The organism is Sorangium sp. So ce406 (assembly GCF_051474675.1).
Taxonomy (GTDB): domain Bacteria; phylum Myxococcota_A; class Polyangia; order Polyangiales; family Polyangiaceae; genus Sorangium; species Sorangium cellulosum_G.
The window spans coordinates 2,764,699-2,782,741 of sequence record NZ_CP150340.1; the positions used below are offsets into that span (position 1 = coordinate 2,764,699).

Sequence of the window (18,043 nt, forward strand, 5' to 3'; positions counted from 1 at the left end):
GTTCCGCGAGCAGACAGCTCGCCGCGTCGCGCTCGAGATAGCGCTCCCCGAAGGCATTGCGCACGACAGCGGTGTTCAGCGCGCCGGGCGAGCATCCATTCGAATGCACCGACCTCCAGCATCGCGGGGTCGACCCCATGCTTGATGCCGAGCTCCTCACACCGGTGAGCGAGCGCGTGACCCGATCGTCCCGGCGGCCAAAGCGCGAACAGCAGCGCAACGACGTGCGGACTGTGGGGGTGCGTGATCGCCAGGCCGTCCTGTGCGCACGCGGACGGCGGGCCGGCGCCCCACCACGACCCGCATCGTCGAGCCGAGCGAGCGCCGCGATCGGGCACGTCCACGGCGGCGACCGCCGTCACGTCCGGTGCAATGGACCGCGCTGGAGCCGGCGTCACCGCTCCGCCTCGACCAGGCTCTCTGGCGTGATATTGTTGGCTACGTCACATTTTTAGTCGCGCTGTCGTCTCCATGCTGCGTGAGCAGTCCACCGTCTCCCGGCGCCGCTGCCTCGCTCATCTCTCCGATGGAGCCCCTCTCTGGCGACGACGGAACGCCCGGTGGGTGGATCGGCGCGTCGCGCCCGCAAGCCAAGCGCCTTCCTGCCGGACGCTGGCCGTGGAGCCCCGGCCGCGCGGCGCGGGTGCCCCGGTGAGATCCTCCCGTGTCGATCCAGCCATGCTTCGCTCGACTTCCGTGCTTGCTCATCCCGTTTGACAGAAAGAACGCACGGCCCTCGCAAAGAAGGAGCAACGTATGCTGTCGACGCAGCGGCTCGTAAGAGACTGGATCGGCGCCTCGCTCGCGCTCGCCGCCGCCCCGGCATGGGCGGCCTTGCCCCCTGCCGGATTCGGCGATTCGTGGTCCGCGTGGGGCTATCACCCTCCCCGAGGGGAGAGCGCCGTGTACCCGGATGTCTGCAGCCTCGACGCGCCCTACAACGAACCGCCGTTCACGGGAGACGAAGATACCGGCAAGAGCTGCCCCAGCTACGCTACAGAGTCGCCGCGGTGCACAGGACCTTTCTGCCCCGCCAGCGGCGTGTGCGCAGGGACCGTCGTGCTGCACGAGGACCTGAACTCCTGCGAGCGAGAGGGCTGCTGCCTGCCGGGGTCCGTCGGCATCGATGGCGTCGTCGACGTCGTACCCTACCTGGCACGGCCGGCGGAATGGCCGCTCTCCGCCGACGCTTCCGTGGACCACAGCGCCAACGTCGACGACAGCCCAGGCCTCGCGAGGGCCATCGAGTGCGCAGCGTCGCTACCGACCTACAGGCGCACCGTGCGCTTCTCGGCCGGGCGGTACGTGCTGCGCACACCGCTGAGACCCCAGCACGACGCGCTGACCCTGGAGGGGCCGGAGCTGTCTCCGGATAGCCGCCCGGGCGATCCAGAGACCGCGACCCTCGTGGCGATCCCCTGCAACCCGGAGCAGCTCCCCGGGGCGATCCAGGTCAACAAGGCCGCCAGGAGCGGTGACGCCGTCGACGAGGTCTGGGGGCTCTGGATCCGCAATCTCCAGATCGAGCTCACGGAGGGGCCACGAAGGCGGGCCAACAGCGGCATCCAGCTCAACAACTGCTCGGACTGCGAGGTGGAGAACGTCATCATGCGGTACGCGCCCCTCGCGCCTCAACTGCCTTCTTGCAAGCCGTCCAACCTGGATGGGATCACCTTCGCCCTCGGATCCGGGGGCGTGATCCGGAACGTGATCGTGGACGGCGTACCGAAGGGCGGCATTTATCTGCCCTCGATCGCCGGATACCACGACACGCCCCCGATCCTCGTCGAGAACTGCGAGGTCAAGAACATCGACGGACCGATCGCGGCCGCCGCGATCAAGATCATCACCGCCAATGTGACCGTGCGGAACTGCGAGGTCCACCATAGCCTCTTGCATCCAGGGGACGGCTCCACGGCGAGCCACAATGGGTACGGGCTGTGGATCGCGACCCAGGTCAGCGTCGGACCCGGCGTCCCGAGCGCCGTGCCCGCGAACGTCCTTGTCCAGGACAGCTACTTTCACCACAACGGAGGCACCGGCGTCGCCATGATGAGCGCCGTCGAGGACGATCGCCCGACGGGGATCCGGCTCGAGAGGATCAGGTCTGCCTACAACGGGAACTATGGCGTGCACATCCAGGCAGGCACCGGCGTGCAGCTCCGGGACCTCTGGTCCTGGGGCAACGGCCTCTACGGCATGTACCTGAGCTCGCGGACGTCGCTGCCGGCGAGCGCGGTCCGGGTCGGAAGTGTGATCCTGGAGCGACCGCTCGTCTTCGACAACAGCCTGAGCGCGACGTCGGGCTCCTACCCCGGTATCAAGATCGACGCGAGCGACGTCACGATCTACGGGGGCGAGGTCGCGCGCTGTGACGCCTCGCGCGGGAGGCAGTCGAGCTCCATCCAGCAGCAATGCTGGCTGTCGGGCCCGACAGGCGCGCAGGTCCTCTTTCACCCGGAGGACAACGTCATCTGGGGCGTGGGCAGGCGCGCCACGAGCGCGCCGGAGCTGCTGGCGTGCCCTCATGAATGAGCCGCGCCCAGGGCCTGGCGCTGGTCAGCCATCGCGATGTTCCGGGGGATCTTGGAGGATCTCCGCCGGCGCAGGATCATCCCTTCCTTGCCCGCTTGTAGGCCTTGAACCACCGCTTCGACGTCACCTGCAGGCTCTCCCTCAGCCAGTCGTCGAGATCGCGCAGGTCGAGCCCGGCGAACGCCTCGGCGTGCTGGCGCGCGAGGATGCTCACCTGCGCCTCGAGCACCGCGCGCAGATCGCTCTTCTTGAGCTCCTCGATGTCCAGCGAGGCCCGCCCCAGGCGATCCCGGAGCAGGTAGACGCTCCGGCCGACCTGCACCTCGACATAGAACGGCACCTCGAGGCCGCGCCATATCGACCCCTTCACCCGATCGAGCCTGTCCTCGTCCTCGTGCAAGAAGTTGTTCCAGCTCGTCGCCGCGTGGGTCGTCTCCTTGAGCTCCAGGAGACGCAGCCGCCGCTCGTCGCCCCGCTCGCGCGCGAGGATCAGGTACCGCTCGAGCCCGCCGGAGCCCCCGGAGTCCCGGTCCCGATGCGCGAGCTCGATCACCTCGACGTCCGCCCGCCCGCCGAGCCGCCCGAGCGCCTCGAGCAGCTTCCCCCCGAGGTCGGCCTCCGGGCGCGACAGCTTCAGCGCGGGCTCGCCGAGCCGGAACGCCTCGCCCTCCGTCCACTTCGCGAGCTGCCGCGCGTCGCGGGCCGCGACGTCGGGATAGAGAGACTCGGGGAGCTCGCGCAGAGGCTCGTTGCCCTGCAGCATGTCCTCGTAGAGCTCCATGAGCTCGCCGAGCGCCTTCCTGTCGTCGAGCAGGAGCCGGAGCACGGTGAAATACCGGAGCGCGTCCAGCGCGGCGAGGCCGGGGCCCGCGTCGTCGAGATCGTTGAACACGTAGCGCGGGCCCACCGTGAACGTGATGAGCCCGAAGTTGTCGGGGTGCGCGTCGCCGAAGCACAGGCAGCGGCCGCCAGGCACCTTGCTCCGCGGCACGTCGAGCAGATCCACGTGCCACGCCTGCGGGAAGCTCCGCATGAAGCGCATCGGCGAGCGCAGCGCGGACTTCCATTTCTCCTCGAACTCGACCGGCTCGACGTGCGGATTCACCGCCCGGAAGAACGCCCGGGTGAGCTCCTTGACGGGCGGCAGATCGCTCTCTCGAATGGGGCGCATCGCGTCTCCTCCGGCCGGACGGGTGACGCGCTCGATGACAGGACGCCCTGTCACCCCGCGAGCGCGTCACCGCCCGCGCGCCGCTCTCGTAGCACGCGCGGACGGGTCGTGAGGAGGGAGAACCACCGGGGCGGGGACTACGGAGCGGCCGCGGCCACGTCGCACGTGAACGGCGAGAACACGTCGTACGACCCGACGAGCACCGTGTAGACGCCGCTGTCCGGGCAGACGAACGGCGCCTGCGGGCACAGGCCGCACGTGTCGTCGACCGAGGCGAGCGCCTCAACGCCGGTGCAGCCCGACACGCCGTCGCACACCCGGATCACCGGATCGTTCCCGCAGGCGCAGCCGCAGCCGACCGTGATCGGCGCGCCGGGCGTGCAGGGCACGCCTTCGAACCCGGGCGCGATCGACCAGCCGCAGTCGCGGTCCGGACCTCCAGAAAACGCCGGGCACGCCGCGAGCGGGTCCCCGGGGGTCGTCGGGACGTCCTCCGGGATGGTGACCGGGATCTCGACCGTGTTGTTGTCGTAATCGCTCTCCGGCAGCGTGCGATCGTGGTTGATCGCGATGCGGAGCAGGTAGTCGCCCGCTGCCACGCCGGTGATGTCGACCCACTGGCAGTCGAGGCTGGCGTGGTACACGTCGCTCCAGCCGCGCTGGATGCCCTGGAAGCCGCAGTGGTAGCGCGGCGTGGTCGGCGCGCCCGGGACGCCCACGGGCGAGCTGTCGAGCAGGCAGAACGCCTGCTTGTGGCCGGTCGCGACGACCGAGCCGGTCGCGTCGAGGAGCTCGTACAGCGCGTAGCCGTTGAAGTGATAGTGAGCGTGGCAGGCGGAGAACTCGAAGCCGGGGACGAGGGTCGGGTCGCCGAGGATCATGTCCGCCTCGCCGACGTTGGGGGTCTCCGTCGAGAAGCGCATCAGGCGGCGATCGCCCGCCGAGCCCACGCAGCCCTCCACGATCGCGCAGCTGTCCGCCGGGAAGACCTCGTGGCCGATGTTCAGGCTGAACTGCGCCACGTCCGCGGAGACCGTCAGGTCGGGCAGCGGGCACGTCGCGCCCGGCTCGAGCCGCGCGCAGGTGCCCATGAAGCCGCCGAGGCAGCAGGTCTCGCCCGCCGCGCAGTCGCTGTCCGACGCGCACAGCGCCGACGCGGCCGGCTGCTCCTCGACCTCGATCACGATGTCGAACGAGCCCTGATCGAGGCTCACCTCGTCCACCCCGGCGCGGAAGCGCAGCGCGACCGTCGTGCGCTGATCCGCGTAGACGTCGAACCACTGGGGGTTCATCGAGATGAGCTGCGCCTGCACCGGCTGCGCCACGCCGTCGAGGTTCAGGCGCTCGAGCCGCCACCCCTCCTGCAGGAAGGCGTAGTAGCCGCCGACCGGCACGTCCGCGCTGATGCGGATCCGGTTCGGGTCGTCCTCGGTGTTGAAGAACAGCGTGTCCTGGGGCCCCTGGACCATCACGACCCCATCGCGCAGCCGGTACATGGTGCCCGAGGGCGCCTGGCCCACGAGGCTCATCTCGACCTGTCCCGTCTCCTCCTTCTCCCTCTCTTCCCCCACACATCCCACGAGAGCCATCATCCCAAAGAGCGCAACCTGTGTAAGCTTCATGCGACCCGCAGTCCTCCTCGTCCTCCGCCTCAGGACCCTTGATGCCGTCACGGCACCGGCTCCTTCGCGGAAAGATCTCGGTACGCCCGAACTTCTCAGGACATCACATGTCCCCGGTACTGTCCATGGGGCCACGGCGCGCCGAGGCGCTCGACATGCCGCTGGCGCTCCGTCTTCCCACGTGCCGCTTACGTGCCGTGGGCGTTCGATCTACCTACCCGCCTTACCCGCCCTACCCGCCGCGCGCGCCGCGCGCGCCCGGCGCGAGACGAGAACGTGCTTTCTTGGTGTCTACTTGACAGTCGTTGTGTCGCGATGCAGGATGCTCCTCGTGACGACGTTCAAGCTCGACGAGCTCGCGGTCGAGGCGGGCGTGGCGCCGCGCACGGTGAGGTATTACGTGCAGCGCGGCCTCTTGCCGGCCCCGGAGTTCCGCGGGAAGGACACCGCCTACGGGCGCGAGCACCTCGCCCGGCTCCGCGCCATCAAGGTGCTCCAGCAGGCGCACCTGCCGCTCGAGGAGATCCAGGCGCGCCTCGCGGGCGCGGGCGTGGAAGAGATCGAGCGCATCGCCGCGGCGGGGCCGCCCCGCGCGGCGGCGGCGCTCTGTCCCGGCCCGGACGTCGCGCCGCCGGCCCCGGTCGCCGGCGCGCCGCGCGGCGAGCGCTGGGAGCGGGTCGAGATCGCCGACGGGGTGGAGCTCCACGTGCGGAGCGACGCGCCGGAGCGCTCGCGGCGCATCGCCCTCGATATCGAGTCTCGTTACGCAACCCTTGCCCTGAAAGGCTCGCGATGAACCCGTCCACCGATGTGTCGCTACCGGCGCCGATGTCGTGTCTGCGCTCCTCCGAGGGCCGCCCGGTCCCGCTGCTCGGCGTCTCGCTGTCGGGAGAGGTCCTGGGCGGCGCGGCGCGGCTGGTCGTGCGGCAGCGCTACCGGAACGAGGAGCGCCGGCCGATCGAGGCGATCTACACCTTCCCGCTGCCCAGCGAGGCGAGCATCGCCGGGTTCGCCATGGAGTGCGCCGGCCGCAGGCTCGAGGGGGAGGTCAAGGAGCGGGAAGAGGCGTTCCGGGACTACGACGAGGCGATCTCCACGGGGCACGGCGCCGCGCTGCTCGACGAGGAGCGGCGCAACGTGTTCACGGCGAGCGTCGGCAACCTCCTGCCCGGGGAGGAGACGGTCGTGGAGGTCGCGTTCGTGCAGGCGCTGAAGGCCGACGAGGGGGCGCTGCGGCTCATGGTCCCGACCCTCGTCGCGCCCCGGTACATCCCGGGCGCGCCGCAGGGGGACAGGACGGGGCACGGCGTCCAGGAGCCGACGGACGCGGTGCCCGACGCGGACCGGATCTCCCCGGAGATCGCGCGGGTGGACTACGGCATCACCGTGGACATCGTCTTCGATCTGGGGCGAGACGTCGCGATCGAGAGCCCGTCGCACGCCATCGAGGTGCGCCGGGAGGAGGGCCACCGACAGCGCGTCTCGCTGCGGAACGACAGGGCGGCGCTGGACCGGGACATCGTGCTGCTCGCCGCGGGCGCGCCGGGCGTGCAGGCAGGGCTCGTCTGCGACAGGCGCCCCGGCGAGGAGGGGACCTTCGCGCTCACCGTGGTGCCGGATCTGTTCGACGCGAAGCGGGCGGCCGCCCGGCGCGACGTCGTGTTCGTCGTCGACGTGTCGGGCTCGATGCAGGGCGAGAGCATTGACCAGGCGAAGCGCGCGCTGCGGCTGTGCCTCCGGCACCTCGCCGAGGGCGACCGGTTCGGGGTGATCGCTTTCTCCAACGATTTCCACGCGATGGATCCGGCGCTCGCGCCGTTCACGCAGCGGACCCTCGAGGCCGCGGACGCGTTCGTCGAGCGCCTCGTCGCGTCCGGCGGCACGGAGATGCTGAATCCGCTGCTCGCCGCCGCGGGCATGCTCGGCGACGCGGAGCGGGACCGCGTGATCGTCCTGCTGACGGACGGTCAGGTGGGCAACGAGGCGGAGATCGTCGACCGCGTCGCCGAGGCAGGCAAGGGGGTGCGGGTCTACACGTTCGGCATCGGGACGAACGTGAGCGAGCTGCTCGTGAACGACCTCGCGCGGAGGACGCAGGGGGCCGCGGAGCTCATCCACCCGGGCGAGCGCATCGACGAGAAGGTGACGGCGCAGTTCGCGCGGGCGACGGCCGTCCGGGTCGCGGGGGTCACGGCGCGCTTCGAGGGCGTCGACGTGGGCGAGCTCGCGCCGGCAGAGCCGCCCGCGCTCGTGGACGGCGAGCCGTGGGTGCTCTACGGCCGTTACGGCGCGCCGGGGGTAGGGCGCCTCCAGCTCCGCGGGAGCCTGCGCGGGGAGAGCTTCTGCCTCGAGGTGCCGGTCGAGCTCGCGGCGGAGGCGTCGCGGCCGGGGCTCGAGGCGCTGTGGGCGGGCGCGCGGGTCCGGGAGCTGGAGGAGTCGGAGCGCGGGCTGTCCGGTAAGCGCGCGGAGGCGATGCGGAAGCGCATCGTGGACCTCGCGGTGCGGCACCGGGTGGCGTCGAAGCACGCGTCGTTCGTGGTGATCGAGCGGCGCACGGGCGACCGGCGGGCGCACGGGCAGCCCGAGGCGAGGCCGGTGCCGGTGAGCGCGCCGGCGGGGTGGGGGATGTCCAGCCGGCCGGCGGCGCCGATGGCGGCGTTCGCCGCGATGGCAGCGCCGATGGGAGGCGGGCCGGCGGTCGCTCCGCGCGCGGGGCTTGCCTCGCATGTCGTGAGGGCCTCGGCGCCCGCGGCGCCCGTCGCGGCCGCGCCCGCGCCCAGGCGACCGCCGGCCCCGTCGGCCGGCGGCGGTCTCTGGTCGCGCGCCAAGCAGCTCTTCCAGCCGAGCGCGGGGCCGGGATCCGCGGAGGGCTCGGCCGGCCCGGCGCGCGCCCCCGCGCCGATGGGCGGCGCGGCGCCGGGAGGACCCGCGGGGCCGCAGCGCTGGCCCGCACCGGCGCCCGCCGCTGCGCCGGCGCCGAGCGCCGCGCCGGCGGCGACCCAGGACGCCGGGACGCAGACGGGCGGCCTCGGGCGCGTCTTCGAGGAGCAGCTCGCGTCCGGGCTCTGGGAGCGCGGCGAGTCGACCGATCTCGGCCGGCTCACCAGCACGGCGCTGTGCCTCGCGGCGTGCCATGAGCAGGGCGTCGACTCGGCCCATCCCATCTACGGCGCCCAGGTGGCCAAGGCGGTCGAGGCGCTCTGCGCGCTGGCCGCGTCGCTCCTCCAGGGCGGCGGCGCGAACCGCGAGGTGGCGGCGGCGCTCTCGGCGGCCTACCTCGTCGCGAGCGGGCGGCGGCTGAGGGCGCGGGTCCAGGACGTCGCGTCCGCGGCGGCGTCCGAGGCGGTGCGCGAGGTCGCGGGGGAGCTCGGGGACGCGGGGGCGCTCAGGAGAAGGGTCGAGGCGCTGCGCGGCGCCTGACGGGCGCGCCGCGGCGGGGTGGCCGCGGCGGCGCGCAGGTCGTCCTCAGGGGTACGTGTCGTCCGCGCCCTTCGCGCCGGCCGCCGGGGGTGCCGCGCCGGCCGGGCGTGCCGCGCCAGCCGGGGGTGCCGCGGGTGCCGCGGGTGCCGCGCCGGCCGCGGGTGCCGCGCCGGTCGGGCGTGCCGCGCCGGCCGGGGGTGCCGCGCCGGCCGGGGGTGCCGCGCCGGTCGGGCCTTCCACGAACTGCGCCGTCCCCTCCACGACGATCTCGAGGCGCGGATCCGCCGGCTGCGCGGGCGCACCGCCGGCCGCGTCGGCAGGCGGCAGGTCGGCGAAGGCCGCGAGGCTCAGGCGCGCGAGGGGCAGGCCGGCCTCCTTGGGCTGCGCCAGGAAGAGCAGCACTGCGCGCGCCTGGGCGACCGTCACGTCCCAGCCGTTGCGCCACGCGACGCTCGGCGCGCCGCTCGTCGTGTGACCGACGATCTGATAGCCGAGGCCCTTGAACGCCTCCTGGCCGCGGATGATCGCGGCGATGTCCCGCAGGGTCTTCTCTCCCGCCGGGGAGAACGCGTCGCGGTTGCCCTTGAACAGGAAGCGCGTGGGGATCGAGATCACCACGCGGCCGTCGCGCGGGGCGACCGTGACCTCGCCGGCGGCCACCGGGAGGAACGCCCGCAGGACGCCGCTGTCGCGCTCGGGCGCCGGGCGCGCCACGGCCGCGTCGCCGCGCGGGACCCCCGCGCCGAGGTCGAGGCCCTCGGCGCCCAGCGGATCCTCCCTCGCTGGCGCCGCGGCGCCCCCGCGCGCGACCTCCTCCTCGAGCAGGCGAATGCGCTGCTGGCTCGTCTGCAGATCGCGCTGGAGGCGCTCGGACCTGTCGAGCTGGGCCTGCCACTCGAACTCGGTGTAACCGCACCCGACGAGGAGCGCGGGCGCGAGCAACGCGGCCAGGCGGCGTCCGACGCCCGCGACCCGGGAGAGGGAAGGGTGGGGGAGGCAAGGGGAGGCGGGAGAAGGCGCGGCTTCGGCGCGTTCCATCTCGCTCGCCGCGACACCCACAGCAGGCAATTGCACTTGGCAGGCTCCTTCTCGACGGATCATCCGGATCCATCCTGCTCGCGCCGGTTGCGCTGAGCGGGCGGGAGCCTATCCGAGCGGCCCTGGTCCCACAAGGCGCGCGCCCGGCGACGGTCGCCCGGTCGGACGGGCTCAGCGCGGGCCGAGGACGGCGCCGACCGCGCAGCGGAAGAGCCACGGCGCGGACGCGAGCGCGGTCAGGAGGCCGTCGCGGAGGCGCGGGCGCCGCGCGATGAACAGCACCGCGCGCGTCGCGACCGCGTAGCGCAGGAACTCCCGCCGGAAGACGCGCGCGTACGCGGCGAGCGGGGCCGCGCTGCCGCCGCGCAGCGCCGCGTCGAGGGCGGTCGACAGCGCCGCCGCGCTGACGAGCGCGAGCGAGATCCCCTCGCCGGTGATCGCGTCGATGTAGCCGGCCGCGTCGCCGACGAGCGCGAAGCGGTCGTCGTGCAGCCGCGCCGACGCCCGCTCGAGCGGGCCGCTGCCCCGCGGCGTCGAGTCGGCCGGCACCCCCGCGACACGGTCGGCCAGCGCCGGGAAGCGGCGCACGAGGCGCTCGGCCGACGCGCGGCCCTCGAGCGTGTCGCCGTCCCACAGGAACGCGACGCCGACGCGCTCGGGCCCCGCGGGCGTGACGTACGCCTCGACACCATCCGCGAGGTGCACCTCGACGAACGTCGACCACGGCGCGCACCGGAAGTGCTGGCGCAGGCCGAGCCGGCGCGGCCCCGCGGGCGGCGCGTCCCAGCCGAGCGTGCGGCGCACGCGGGAGCCGAGCCCGTCCGCGCCGACCACGTAGCGCGCCTCGACGACGCGCCGCCGCGTGACGAGCCGCGCGCCGCCGCCCGCCCGCTCGATCCGGAGCACCGGCTCGCCCGCGGAGAGCCGCGCGCCGGCGGCCCGCGCCCGCGCCGCGAGCGCCGTGGAGAGCGCCGTACGGCGTACGCCGAGCCCCCCGGGCGCCGGCAGCGGCGCCTCGACGCGCAGGCCGTCCGCGCGGAGGTACCGGATGCCCTCGATCGGCGCCCGCTCGGCCGGATCGATCTCGGACAGCGCGCCGAGCTCCGCGAGCGCGCGGCAGCCCTCGGGCATCACCCCCTCGCCGCACGCCTTGTCGATCGGCCACGCCGCCTGATCGAGGACGATCACGTCGTGGCCCCGCCGCGCGCAGCCGATCGCGACCGCGAGGCCCGCCGGCCCGCCGCCGACAACGGCGATGTCGCACCGCGCGGTCACGGCGCCGAGGGCCGCTCGGGCGCGGCGCGGCGGCCCGGCACGAGCCGCGGCAGGCCGCCCATCTGCGCCGCGTACCCGGGCCCGAGCGCCTCCTCCTCGGCGCGGATGCGCACCCGGAGCACGGCCGCGTTGAGCGCGCTGAAGACGAGCGCGGTCAGCCAGGCGCCGTGGATGAGCGGGATGGCGACCATCTCGACGATCACGGCCGCGTAGTTCGGGTGGCGCAGGTAGCGGTATGGCCCGCCGGACACCGGCCGCGCGCCCGGCACGACGATGATCCGCACGTTCCACTGCTCCCCGAGCGTGGCGATGACCCAGTACCGCATCGCCTGCGCGAGCAGCGCGGCGGCGAGCGCGGCGACGCCGAGCAGCCCGGGGAACGGCCGGTCGAGCGCGCCGACCTCGAGCGCGCACGCCGCGAGGAAGGCGGTGTGCATCAGCGCCATCACCCGGAAGTGCCGCTGCCCGACCTCGACGCCGCCCCTCTCGAAGGCGCGGCGCGCGTTGCGGCGCGAGATGGCGAGCTCGGCCAGCCGCTCGAGCGCGACGGCGCCCAGGAAGGCGAGGTAGAGGAGCTCCGAGGTCACCATCGGAGGAGCGCGATCTCCGAGCAAAAGCCCGGGCCGAACGCCATCATCACGCCGTACTCCCCGGGCCGGGCCTCCGCGGCGTCCAGGAAGTCGCGCAGCACGAACAGCACCGACGCGGACGACACGTTGCCGATCTCGCGCAGCGAGCTCCACGAGCGGGCGAGCGCCTCCTCGGGCAGCTCGAGCGTCTCGGTGATCGCCTCGAGCACCTTCGGCCCGCCGGTGTGGACGATCCAGTGGCGGATGTCGCCCCGCGACAGGCGGTGGCGCGCGAGGAACGCGTCGACGTCGCGCCGCACGTGCTCGCGCACGAGCGCCGGCACGCCCGCGGAGAGGACGACGCGGAAGCCGGTGTCGACGACGTCCCAGCCCATGATGTGCTCGGTCTCCGGGTAGAAGACGGCCTGCGCGTCGAGCACCGCGGCGCCGCCCGTCCGGCCGCTCTTGCGGGCGGCCTGCGCGCCGCGCGCGACGACGGCGGCGGCGCCGTCGGCGAAGAGCTGCGCGGCGATCACGTTCGCCGCCGAGGTGTCGTCGCGCTGCAGCGTGAGCGAGCAGAGCTCGACCGAGAGCAGGAGCGAGGTGTGCTGCGGGAAGGCGTGCAGCGTGTCGGTGACGCGCCCGACCCCGGCCACGCCGGCCACGCACCCGAGGCCGAAGACCGGGGTGCGCTTGATGTCGCGCCGGAAGCCGAGCCGGTTGACGAGCCGCGCGTCCAGGCTGGGCGCCGAGATGCCGGTCACCGAGACGAAGACGATGTGGTCGACGTCCTCGGGCCCGAGGCCCGCCCGCTCGAGCGCGTCGCGGCAGGCGCGCTCGCCGAGCTCGAGCGCGCACGCGCTCCAGCGGCGGTTCTGCTCGGCGAACGTCGAGGGCGCGTAGTAATCGTCGATCGGCAGCGCGAGGTGGCGCCCCCGCACCTCGATCGATCGCCGGACACGCTCCACGAGCGCGAGCGCGTCGCCCTTGCCGGCCCAGAGCCGACGCAGCCCCGCGCAGGTCTCCTCCTGCGTCGCGTAGTGCGGCGGCAGCGCCGTTCCCACCGCCGCGATCGTCGGGGAAAAAGGCATCTCCATAGGGTCCAAGCTCATGGTGGGCGGCAGTCTCGCACCGGGGAATGCCGCCGGCCATGGCGATCTCGCGCACCCGCGCGCCGTCGCAGCTTCACCGCGCCTCGTGCGCGAGGCGCGCGAGGCGCGCGATTCGCTGTTGATCCGTGCCGCCCGCTGCGCCAGAGGTCTCCCGGGAATGGCGGGTCCGGGCGCCGGCGCCCGCCGCACAGCAGACAATGGCTCAAGGTTACCTCTTCCTGATCATCGCCCTCCTGTTCAACGCGACCGCGAACATCCTCATGAAGCTGGCGTCGCGGCGCGTCCCTGCGATGGAAGGGCTCTCGCTCGTCCAGAAGGGGCTCGCGCTCGCGACGAACTACCACCTCATGCTCGGGCTCGTGCTCTTCGCCTCGAACATCCTCTTCTACGTGCTCGCCCTGAAGCGCATCAACCTGTCGATCGCCTACCCGATCATGTCGTCGGGAGGATTCCTGATCATCTCCGTCTTTTCCGTCTACTACCTGCGTGAGACCCTGACGACGCTGCAGATCGGCGGCATCGTCATGATCGCGGCGGGGATCGCGATGGTCGCGTACAACATGAGCTAGCGCCGGGGCGCTCGCTCGAAGGACCAGCCTCCGACGGGGCGGGATCGACCACGGCCGTCAAGGCAGCAGGAAAGCGACGCGGTCCGGCGCGCTTTGCGCGAAGGAGGACCGAGGGAGCCGGCATCCACCCGGCGAGAGTCGAGCGGCGACGCAGGAGCCAGCCGAGCCTCGAGGGTCGAGGCACGCCGGCGACGGCGCCTCGCGCCGCCTGTCTCCGGGCGCATTTGTAAATACTACTTACTAAGTGTGAAGATGCTCTCGGAGCCGGGGTGCCGCTCGCAACACAGGAGATCTCGATGGTACGATCGACTACTCGGCGATGGATGGCGCTCGGGGGCTGCGTGGCCCTGTTCGCCGCGGGGTGCTCGGACGCGGAGGAGGGCGCCACGGCGCACCTCGACGCGGTGTCGCAGTCCGTCACCCTGGCGGATCGGCTCGCCGAGTGCGCGCAGGATCCGCGCGTCGTGGCCGGGCTCGTCTCCCAGGACATCTGCGCGGGCGCGGGCGTCTTCTTCCACGAGACGTTCGAGGGCAACGGCCGCACCTGCGGCACCTGCCACCCGGTGGACAACAACACGACGCTCGACGTGCAGTTCATCAGGGCCCTGGATCAGAATAGCCCCGATGACCCGCTCTTCGTCTTCCGGCAGGTCCCCGAGCTCGCCGAGCTCGAGACCTCGGACCTCCTGGACGACGCGGGCATCCTCGAGAACGTGGACGGCTTCATCGATGCGAGCCACCGGTTCGTCTCGCGCGGGGTGAACCACATCCTCTCCTTGAGCACCAGCATCCGGGCGGATCCCGGGGACGGCACCGCCAACCCGCCGGCGGAGCGGACAGGCTGGGGTGGGGACGGCTCGAGCGACGGCACGCTGCGCGGCTTCCTCAAGGACGCGATCACCCAGCACTTCCCGAGGCGCCTCGATCGCGAGCCGGGCGTCGACTTCCGCTTGCCGACACCGGAAGAGGAGAACGTGACCCTGGCCTTCCAGCTCAGCCTGGGCCGGCTGAACGAGCTCGATCTCGACCGCGTTCGCATGTCCGACGCGGAGGCGGAGGACGGCCGTCTCGCGTTCATGGACCCGAACCGCGGCCGCTGCAACGTGTGCCACCACAACGCCGGCGCGAACTTCCAGGACACCGGCAACAACCGCAACTTCGATACAGGCACGCGCACCAAGGGGTCGCCGCTCAACGGGGGCACCTTCGGGGGCGAGTTCCTCGCGGACGGCGGCTTCGGGGGGCGAGACCTCGCTGCGCCCGACTTCGACGCCACGGGCATCGGCTTCGCCAATTCGTTCGGCAACGGCACCTTCAACCCGCCGCCCCTCATCGAGGCCGCGGACACGCCGCCCTTCTTCCACAACAACCTGCAGATCAACGACAGGGCCGATCCGGGCATCAACGATGCCGTGACGTTCTACGCCTCGACGCCCTTCAACCTCTCTCCCGCCGCCCTGGAGCTCGAGCAGCGCTTCGGGGCGCCGCTCGACCTCGCGCCGCTCGACTCCCTCGCCATCTCTCGCTTCTTGCGCGCGCTGAACGCCGCCTTCAACGTCGACATCGCGAAGCAGCGGCTGGACGCCGCGCGGGCGCTCGTCGACCGCTTCGCGAACACGCGCGCCGACGTGCAGCAGCGGCTGCTGGAGCTCGCCCGCGTCGAGCTCGACGACGCCATCGAGGTGATGGCGCCGATGACGCTGTATCCCGCCGCGTCGCAGCAGCTCGACCTCGCGCGCGCCGAGATCGCCCAGGGCCTCACGGCAGGCTCGGCGAGCGAGCGCCGCAACCGCATCGTGAACGCCATCTCGCGCGTGACGACCGCCCGGGCCGAGTTCGGTCAGAACATCACGTTCGTGCTCGGCCAGGGCAACCTGATGTACTGAGCGCGGGGGCGGCCGTGATAGGCTGCCGGGCGCGCTGCCCCAGCGCCCGACAGCCCTCGTCTCGGAGGAAGCCTCGATGCCCAGCCGATCGCTCGCGTGCCCCCTCCTCGCCGTGATCCTCGCGACCGCGGGGTGCGAGAGCGCCGCGGACGACGCGGGGCCCGCCCCCGGCGCCGGCGTCACCTGCGACAGCGGGGATCGGATGATCCGGACCGAGCTCTTCTTCGGCCTGGATCGGTTCGAGGAGCCCTCGGTCACCCCGGAGGAGTGGCAGGAGTTCGTCGATACGGCGGTGACGCCGCGGTTCAAGGACGGGCTGACGCAGTTCGACGTCGACGGCCAGTACCTCGCGTCGACGGGTGAGCTGATCCGGGAGGACAGCCGGCTGATCATGCTCCTCCACGACGGCGGCCAGGCCGCCCACGACAGCATCGAGGCGATCCGCGAGGAGTACAAGACGCGCTTCGACCAGGAGTCCGTGCTGCGGATCGACGAGCCCGTCTGCATCGATTTCTGACGAGTGACCGCCCGGGGCATCCGCCTGCCTCGACTCTGCATCTCCGGCGCAGCGCAAAGATTCTTGACCTGACGGGACCGAGCAGACAAAGCTCCAGGCCTGCTGGCCAGTCCCGGCATGCGGCGTCGCCGGCGTGCGGCGCGCGCCGCGCGCCGATCAACCAGCTGGAGGGTGACGCTCGGACGGCAGCCGTTCGATGCGGCCGGGCAGGGATCTGCGGTGAGGCCGATATGCGCTCTCTCTCGTCTTCCGTGTCGAACGCTTTGCTCCTCGCCGGCGCGCTCGCCGTCGCCTCGTGCGGCCGCGGGGGCGGGCCTCCGGGCGACGGCGACGCCAGCGGGACGCCGGCGCCAGCAGCGGGGCCGGGCGCCGCTGCGGCGGTGCGCTCGGCGCCGGCGCCGGACGTCGCGGTGCCGGACGAGGAGCTCGTGGACCAGGACGGCGCGCCGGTCCGCCTGCGCGAGCTCGCGAAGGGCCGCGTGCTCGTCGTCAACTTCATCTTCACCGCCTGCACGACGATCTGCTCGCCCATGACGGCGATCTTCGGCCGGCTCCAGGGCGAGCTCGGCGACGCGCTGGAGCGGGACGTGCGGCTCGTCTCCATCTCGCTCGACCCGGCGACCGACACGCCCGAGCGGCTGAAGCGCTATGCGGACAAGTTCGGCCGGCGGCCGGGCTGGGTGTTCCTGACGGGCAGCCGCGAGCGCGTGAGGCGGGTGCTCGACGCGCTGGGCGGGCGCGCGCCGATCAAGGAGCAGCACACCCCGGTGACGCTCATCGGCCGCGAGGCGGAGGGGCGCTGGACGCGCGTGGACGGCATCGCGCCGCCCGCGCGCCTCGCCGAGGAGGTCCGCGCCTTCCTGTCGCGAGGGCCGGCGGCGCAGCGGGCCAGCGGCGGTTAGCCGCGACAGCGACGCTCCCTCCAGCATTGGCCGCATCGACATCTCCGGCGCGCTGTCCGGCGTAGTCCACACGAAGGGGGACCCCATGTCCGTGCGCATCACCGATGTCATCGCCCGCGACATCCGCTTTCCGACCTCGCGCTCTCTCGCCGGCTCGGACGCCATGAACCCGAGGCCGGACTACTCTGCGGCCTACGTCGTGCTCAGGACCGACGGCCCGGAGCGGAACGAGGGGCATGGGCTGACGTTCACGATCGGCCGTGGCAACGAGCTGTGCGTGGCGGCGATCGACGCGCTCCGCCCGATGCTCGTGGGCAGGCGCGTCGACGCCATCACGGCCGACATGGGCGCCTTCTGGGACGAGATCACCGGCGATAGCCAGCTCCGCTGGGTCGGCCCGGAGAAGGGGATCATCCACCTGGCGACGGCCGCCGTCGTCAACGCGGCCTGGGACCTGTGGGCGAAGACCGCGCGCAAACCGCTGTGGAAGCTGCTCGTGGACATGACCCCGGAGGAGCTCGTCCGCAGCGTCAGCTTCCGCTACATCACGGATGTGCTGAGCCCCGAGGAGGCGCTCGAGATCCTCCGCCGGAGCGCGGCTACCCGCGGAGCGCGGGAGGACGAGATGCGGCAGCGCGGGTTTCCCGCCTACACGACGTCGGCAGGGTGGATCGGCTATCCCGACGACAAGCTGCGCCAGCTCTGCCGCGAGGCGCTCGCGCGCGGCTTCTCGCATTTCAAGATCAAGGTCGGCGCGAGCATCGATGACGACGTCCGCCGGGCGCGGATCGTCCGGGAAGAGATCGGGGCGCAGCGGCGGCTCATGATGGATGCCAACCAGGTGTGGGACGTGGGCCAGGCCATCGCCAGCATGCAGCGGCTCGCCGTGTTCGATCCGTGGTGGATCGAGGAGCCGACGAGCCCCGACGACATCCTCGGCCACGCCGCGATCGCCAGGGCGATCGCGCCGATCGGCGTGGCGACGGGGGAGCACACCCACAATCGCGTCATGTTCAAGCAGATGTTCCAGGCGGGCGCGATCCGGTTCTGCCAGGTCGACGGCGCCCGGCTGGGGGGCGTCAACGAGGTGCTCGCCGTCCTACTCATGGCGGCCAAGTTCGGCGTCCCGGTCTGCCCTCACACCGGCGGGGTCGGCCTCTCCGAGATCATGCAGCACATCTCGCTCTTCGACTACATCTGCGTGAGCGCGTCGCTCGAGGACCGCATCCTGGAGTATGTCGATCACCTTCACGAGCACTTCGTCGATCCGGTCGTCCTCCAGGCTGGCCGCTACATGCCGCCCGCCGCGCCGGGGTACAGCATCACCATGCGGCCCGAGTCGCTCGATCAGTTCGAGTTTCCGACGGGCGCGGCGTGGGCCAAGTGAGACAGGCTGACGAAGTGCCGTGTCCTCGGACCGGCTCGTC

Annotated in this window: 14 protein-coding genes; 8 read left to right on the forward strand and 6 right to left on the reverse strand. The window is 72.5% G+C overall.

What is annotated here, in order from left to right; genetic code table 11:
- The first annotated feature begins 756 nt into the window (after positions 1-756).
- A complete protein-coding gene (locus WME96_RS10400; RefSeq protein WP_437289991.1) occupies positions 757-2,535 on the forward strand; it encodes a right-handed parallel beta-helix repeat-containing protein in 1,779 nt (592 codons plus the stop codon).
- Positions 2,536-2,611: 76 nt separating this feature from the next.
- Here WME96_RS10400 and WME96_RS10405 read toward each other — a convergent pair whose 3' ends face one another.
- Together WME96_RS10405 and WME96_RS10410 are read right to left on the reverse strand one after the other, a co-directional pair.
- The gene (locus WME96_RS10405) at positions 2,612-3,706 is read right to left on the reverse strand and encodes a hypothetical protein (protein WP_437289992.1); all 1,095 of its coding nucleotides are present in this window, start codon (positions 3,704-3,706) and stop codon (positions 2,612-2,614) included.
- Between the two features lie 137 nt (positions 3,707-3,843).
- Complete coding sequence (locus WME96_RS10410) at positions 3,844-5,328, reverse strand: lysyl oxidase family protein (protein WP_437289993.1); 1,485 nt, start codon at positions 5,326-5,328, stop codon at positions 3,844-3,846.
- 322 nt (positions 5,329-5,650) lie between these two features.
- Between WME96_RS10410 and WME96_RS10415 the strand changes: the two genes are divergently transcribed.
- Both WME96_RS10415 and WME96_RS10420 read left to right on the forward strand, forming a co-directional pair.
- Positions 5,651-6,124 (forward strand): helix-turn-helix domain-containing protein, encoded by a 474-nt coding sequence (locus WME96_RS10415; protein WP_437292299.1) that lies wholly within the window; start codon positions 5,651-5,653, stop codon positions 6,122-6,124.
- Entirely contained in the window at positions 6,121-8,748 is a 2,628-nt protein-coding gene (locus WME96_RS10420) for a VIT domain-containing protein (RefSeq protein WP_437289994.1), read from the forward strand. The genes WME96_RS10415 and WME96_RS10420 overlap by 4 nt, the downstream gene beginning before the upstream one ends.
- A gap of 45 nt (positions 8,749-8,793) precedes the next feature.
- On the opposite strand, the gene WME96_RS10425 is transcribed toward WME96_RS10420, so the two are convergent.
- From WME96_RS10425 to WME96_RS10440, 4 genes are all read right to left on the reverse strand, one after another.
- On the reverse strand, positions 8,794-9,786 hold the full coding sequence (locus WME96_RS10425) for an OmpA/MotB family protein (RefSeq protein WP_437289995.1): 993 nt from the start codon (positions 9,784-9,786) through the stop codon (positions 8,794-8,796).
- 171 nt (positions 9,787-9,957) lie between these two features.
- Positions 9,958-11,061, reverse strand: coding sequence for an NAD(P)/FAD-dependent oxidoreductase (locus WME96_RS10430; protein WP_437289996.1), 1,104 nt, complete (start codon positions 11,059-11,061; stop codon positions 9,958-9,960).
- A complete protein-coding gene (locus WME96_RS10435) occupies positions 11,058-11,651 on the reverse strand; it encodes an isoprenylcysteine carboxyl methyltransferase family protein (protein WP_437289997.1) in 594 nt (197 codons plus the stop codon). Before WME96_RS10435 ends, WME96_RS10430 begins: the two co-directional genes overlap by 4 nt.
- Positions 11,645-12,742, reverse strand: a complete 1,098-nt coding sequence (locus tag WME96_RS10440) for a type III polyketide synthase (RefSeq protein ID WP_437289998.1) — start codon at positions 12,740-12,742, stop codon at positions 11,645-11,647. The genes WME96_RS10435 and WME96_RS10440 overlap by 7 nt, the downstream gene beginning before the upstream one ends.
- A 197-nt stretch (positions 12,743-12,939) precedes the next feature.
- Between WME96_RS10440 and WME96_RS10445 the strand changes: the two genes are divergently transcribed.
- The 5 genes from WME96_RS10445 to WME96_RS10465 all read left to right on the forward strand — a co-directional run bounded on the left by WME96_RS10445 (position 12,940) and on the right by WME96_RS10465 (position 18,003).
- Positions 12,940-13,311, forward strand: coding sequence for a DMT family transporter (locus tag WME96_RS10445; RefSeq protein ID WP_433935185.1), 372 nt, complete (start codon positions 12,940-12,942; stop codon positions 13,309-13,311).
- A 296-nt stretch (positions 13,312-13,607) separates the two neighbouring features.
- On the forward strand, positions 13,608-15,197 hold the full coding sequence (locus tag WME96_RS10450; RefSeq protein WP_437289999.1) for a hypothetical protein: 1,590 nt from the start codon (positions 13,608-13,610) through the stop codon (positions 15,195-15,197).
- 76 nt (positions 15,198-15,273) lie between these two features.
- A complete protein-coding gene (locus WME96_RS10455; RefSeq protein ID WP_437290000.1) occupies positions 15,274-15,714 on the forward strand; it encodes a DUF3574 domain-containing protein in 441 nt (146 codons plus the stop codon).
- A gap of 251 nt (positions 15,715-15,965) precedes the next feature.
- A complete protein-coding gene (locus WME96_RS10460) occupies positions 15,966-16,616 on the forward strand; it encodes an SCO family protein (RefSeq protein WP_437290001.1) in 651 nt (216 codons plus the stop codon).
- Positions 16,617-16,701: 85 nt separating this feature from the next.
- Positions 16,702-18,003 carry an enolase C-terminal domain-like protein gene (locus WME96_RS10465; protein WP_437290002.1) on the forward strand — a complete coding sequence of 434 codons (1,302 nt, stop codon included), beginning with the start codon at positions 16,702-16,704 and terminating at the stop codon, positions 18,001-18,003.
- Positions 18,004-18,043 lie beyond the last annotated feature (40 nt).

Coding starts and splice junctions, on each gene's coding strand:
- WME96_RS10420 (WP_437289994.1), top strand. CDS start 6,121: ATGAACCCGTCCACCGATGTGTCGCTACCGGCGCCGATGTCGTGTCTG.
- WME96_RS10410 (WP_437289993.1), bottom strand. CDS start 5,328: ATGAAGCTTACACAGGTTGCGCTCTTTGGGATGATGGCTCTCGTGGGA.
- WME96_RS10415 (WP_437292299.1), top strand. CDS start 5,651: ATGCTCCTCGTGACGACGTTCAAGCTCGACGAGCTCGCGGTCGAGGCG.
- WME96_RS10435 (WP_437289997.1), bottom strand. CDS start 11,651: ATGGTGACCTCGGAGCTCCTCTACCTCGCCTTCCTGGGCGCCGTCGCG.
- WME96_RS10450 (WP_437289999.1), top strand. CDS start 13,608: ATGGTACGATCGACTACTCGGCGATGGATGGCGCTCGGGGGCTGCGTG.
- WME96_RS10440 (WP_437289998.1), bottom strand. CDS start 12,742: ATGAGCTTGGACCCTATGGAGATGCCTTTTTCCCCGACGATCGCGGCG.
- WME96_RS10465 (WP_437290002.1), top strand. CDS start 16,702: ATGTCCGTGCGCATCACCGATGTCATCGCCCGCGACATCCGCTTTCCG.
- WME96_RS10400 (WP_437289991.1), top strand. CDS start 757: ATGCTGTCGACGCAGCGGCTCGTAAGAGACTGGATCGGCGCCTCGCTC.
- WME96_RS10445 (WP_433935185.1), top strand. CDS start 12,940: ATGGCTCAAGGTTACCTCTTCCTGATCATCGCCCTCCTGTTCAACGCG.
- WME96_RS10455 (WP_437290000.1), top strand. CDS start 15,274: ATGCCCAGCCGATCGCTCGCGTGCCCCCTCCTCGCCGTGATCCTCGCG.
- WME96_RS10425 (WP_437289995.1), bottom strand. CDS start 9,786: ATGGAACGCGCCGAAGCCGCGCCTTCTCCCGCCTCCCCTTGCCTCCCC.
- WME96_RS10405 (WP_437289992.1), bottom strand. CDS start 3,706: ATGCGCCCCATTCGAGAGAGCGATCTGCCGCCCGTCAAGGAGCTCACC.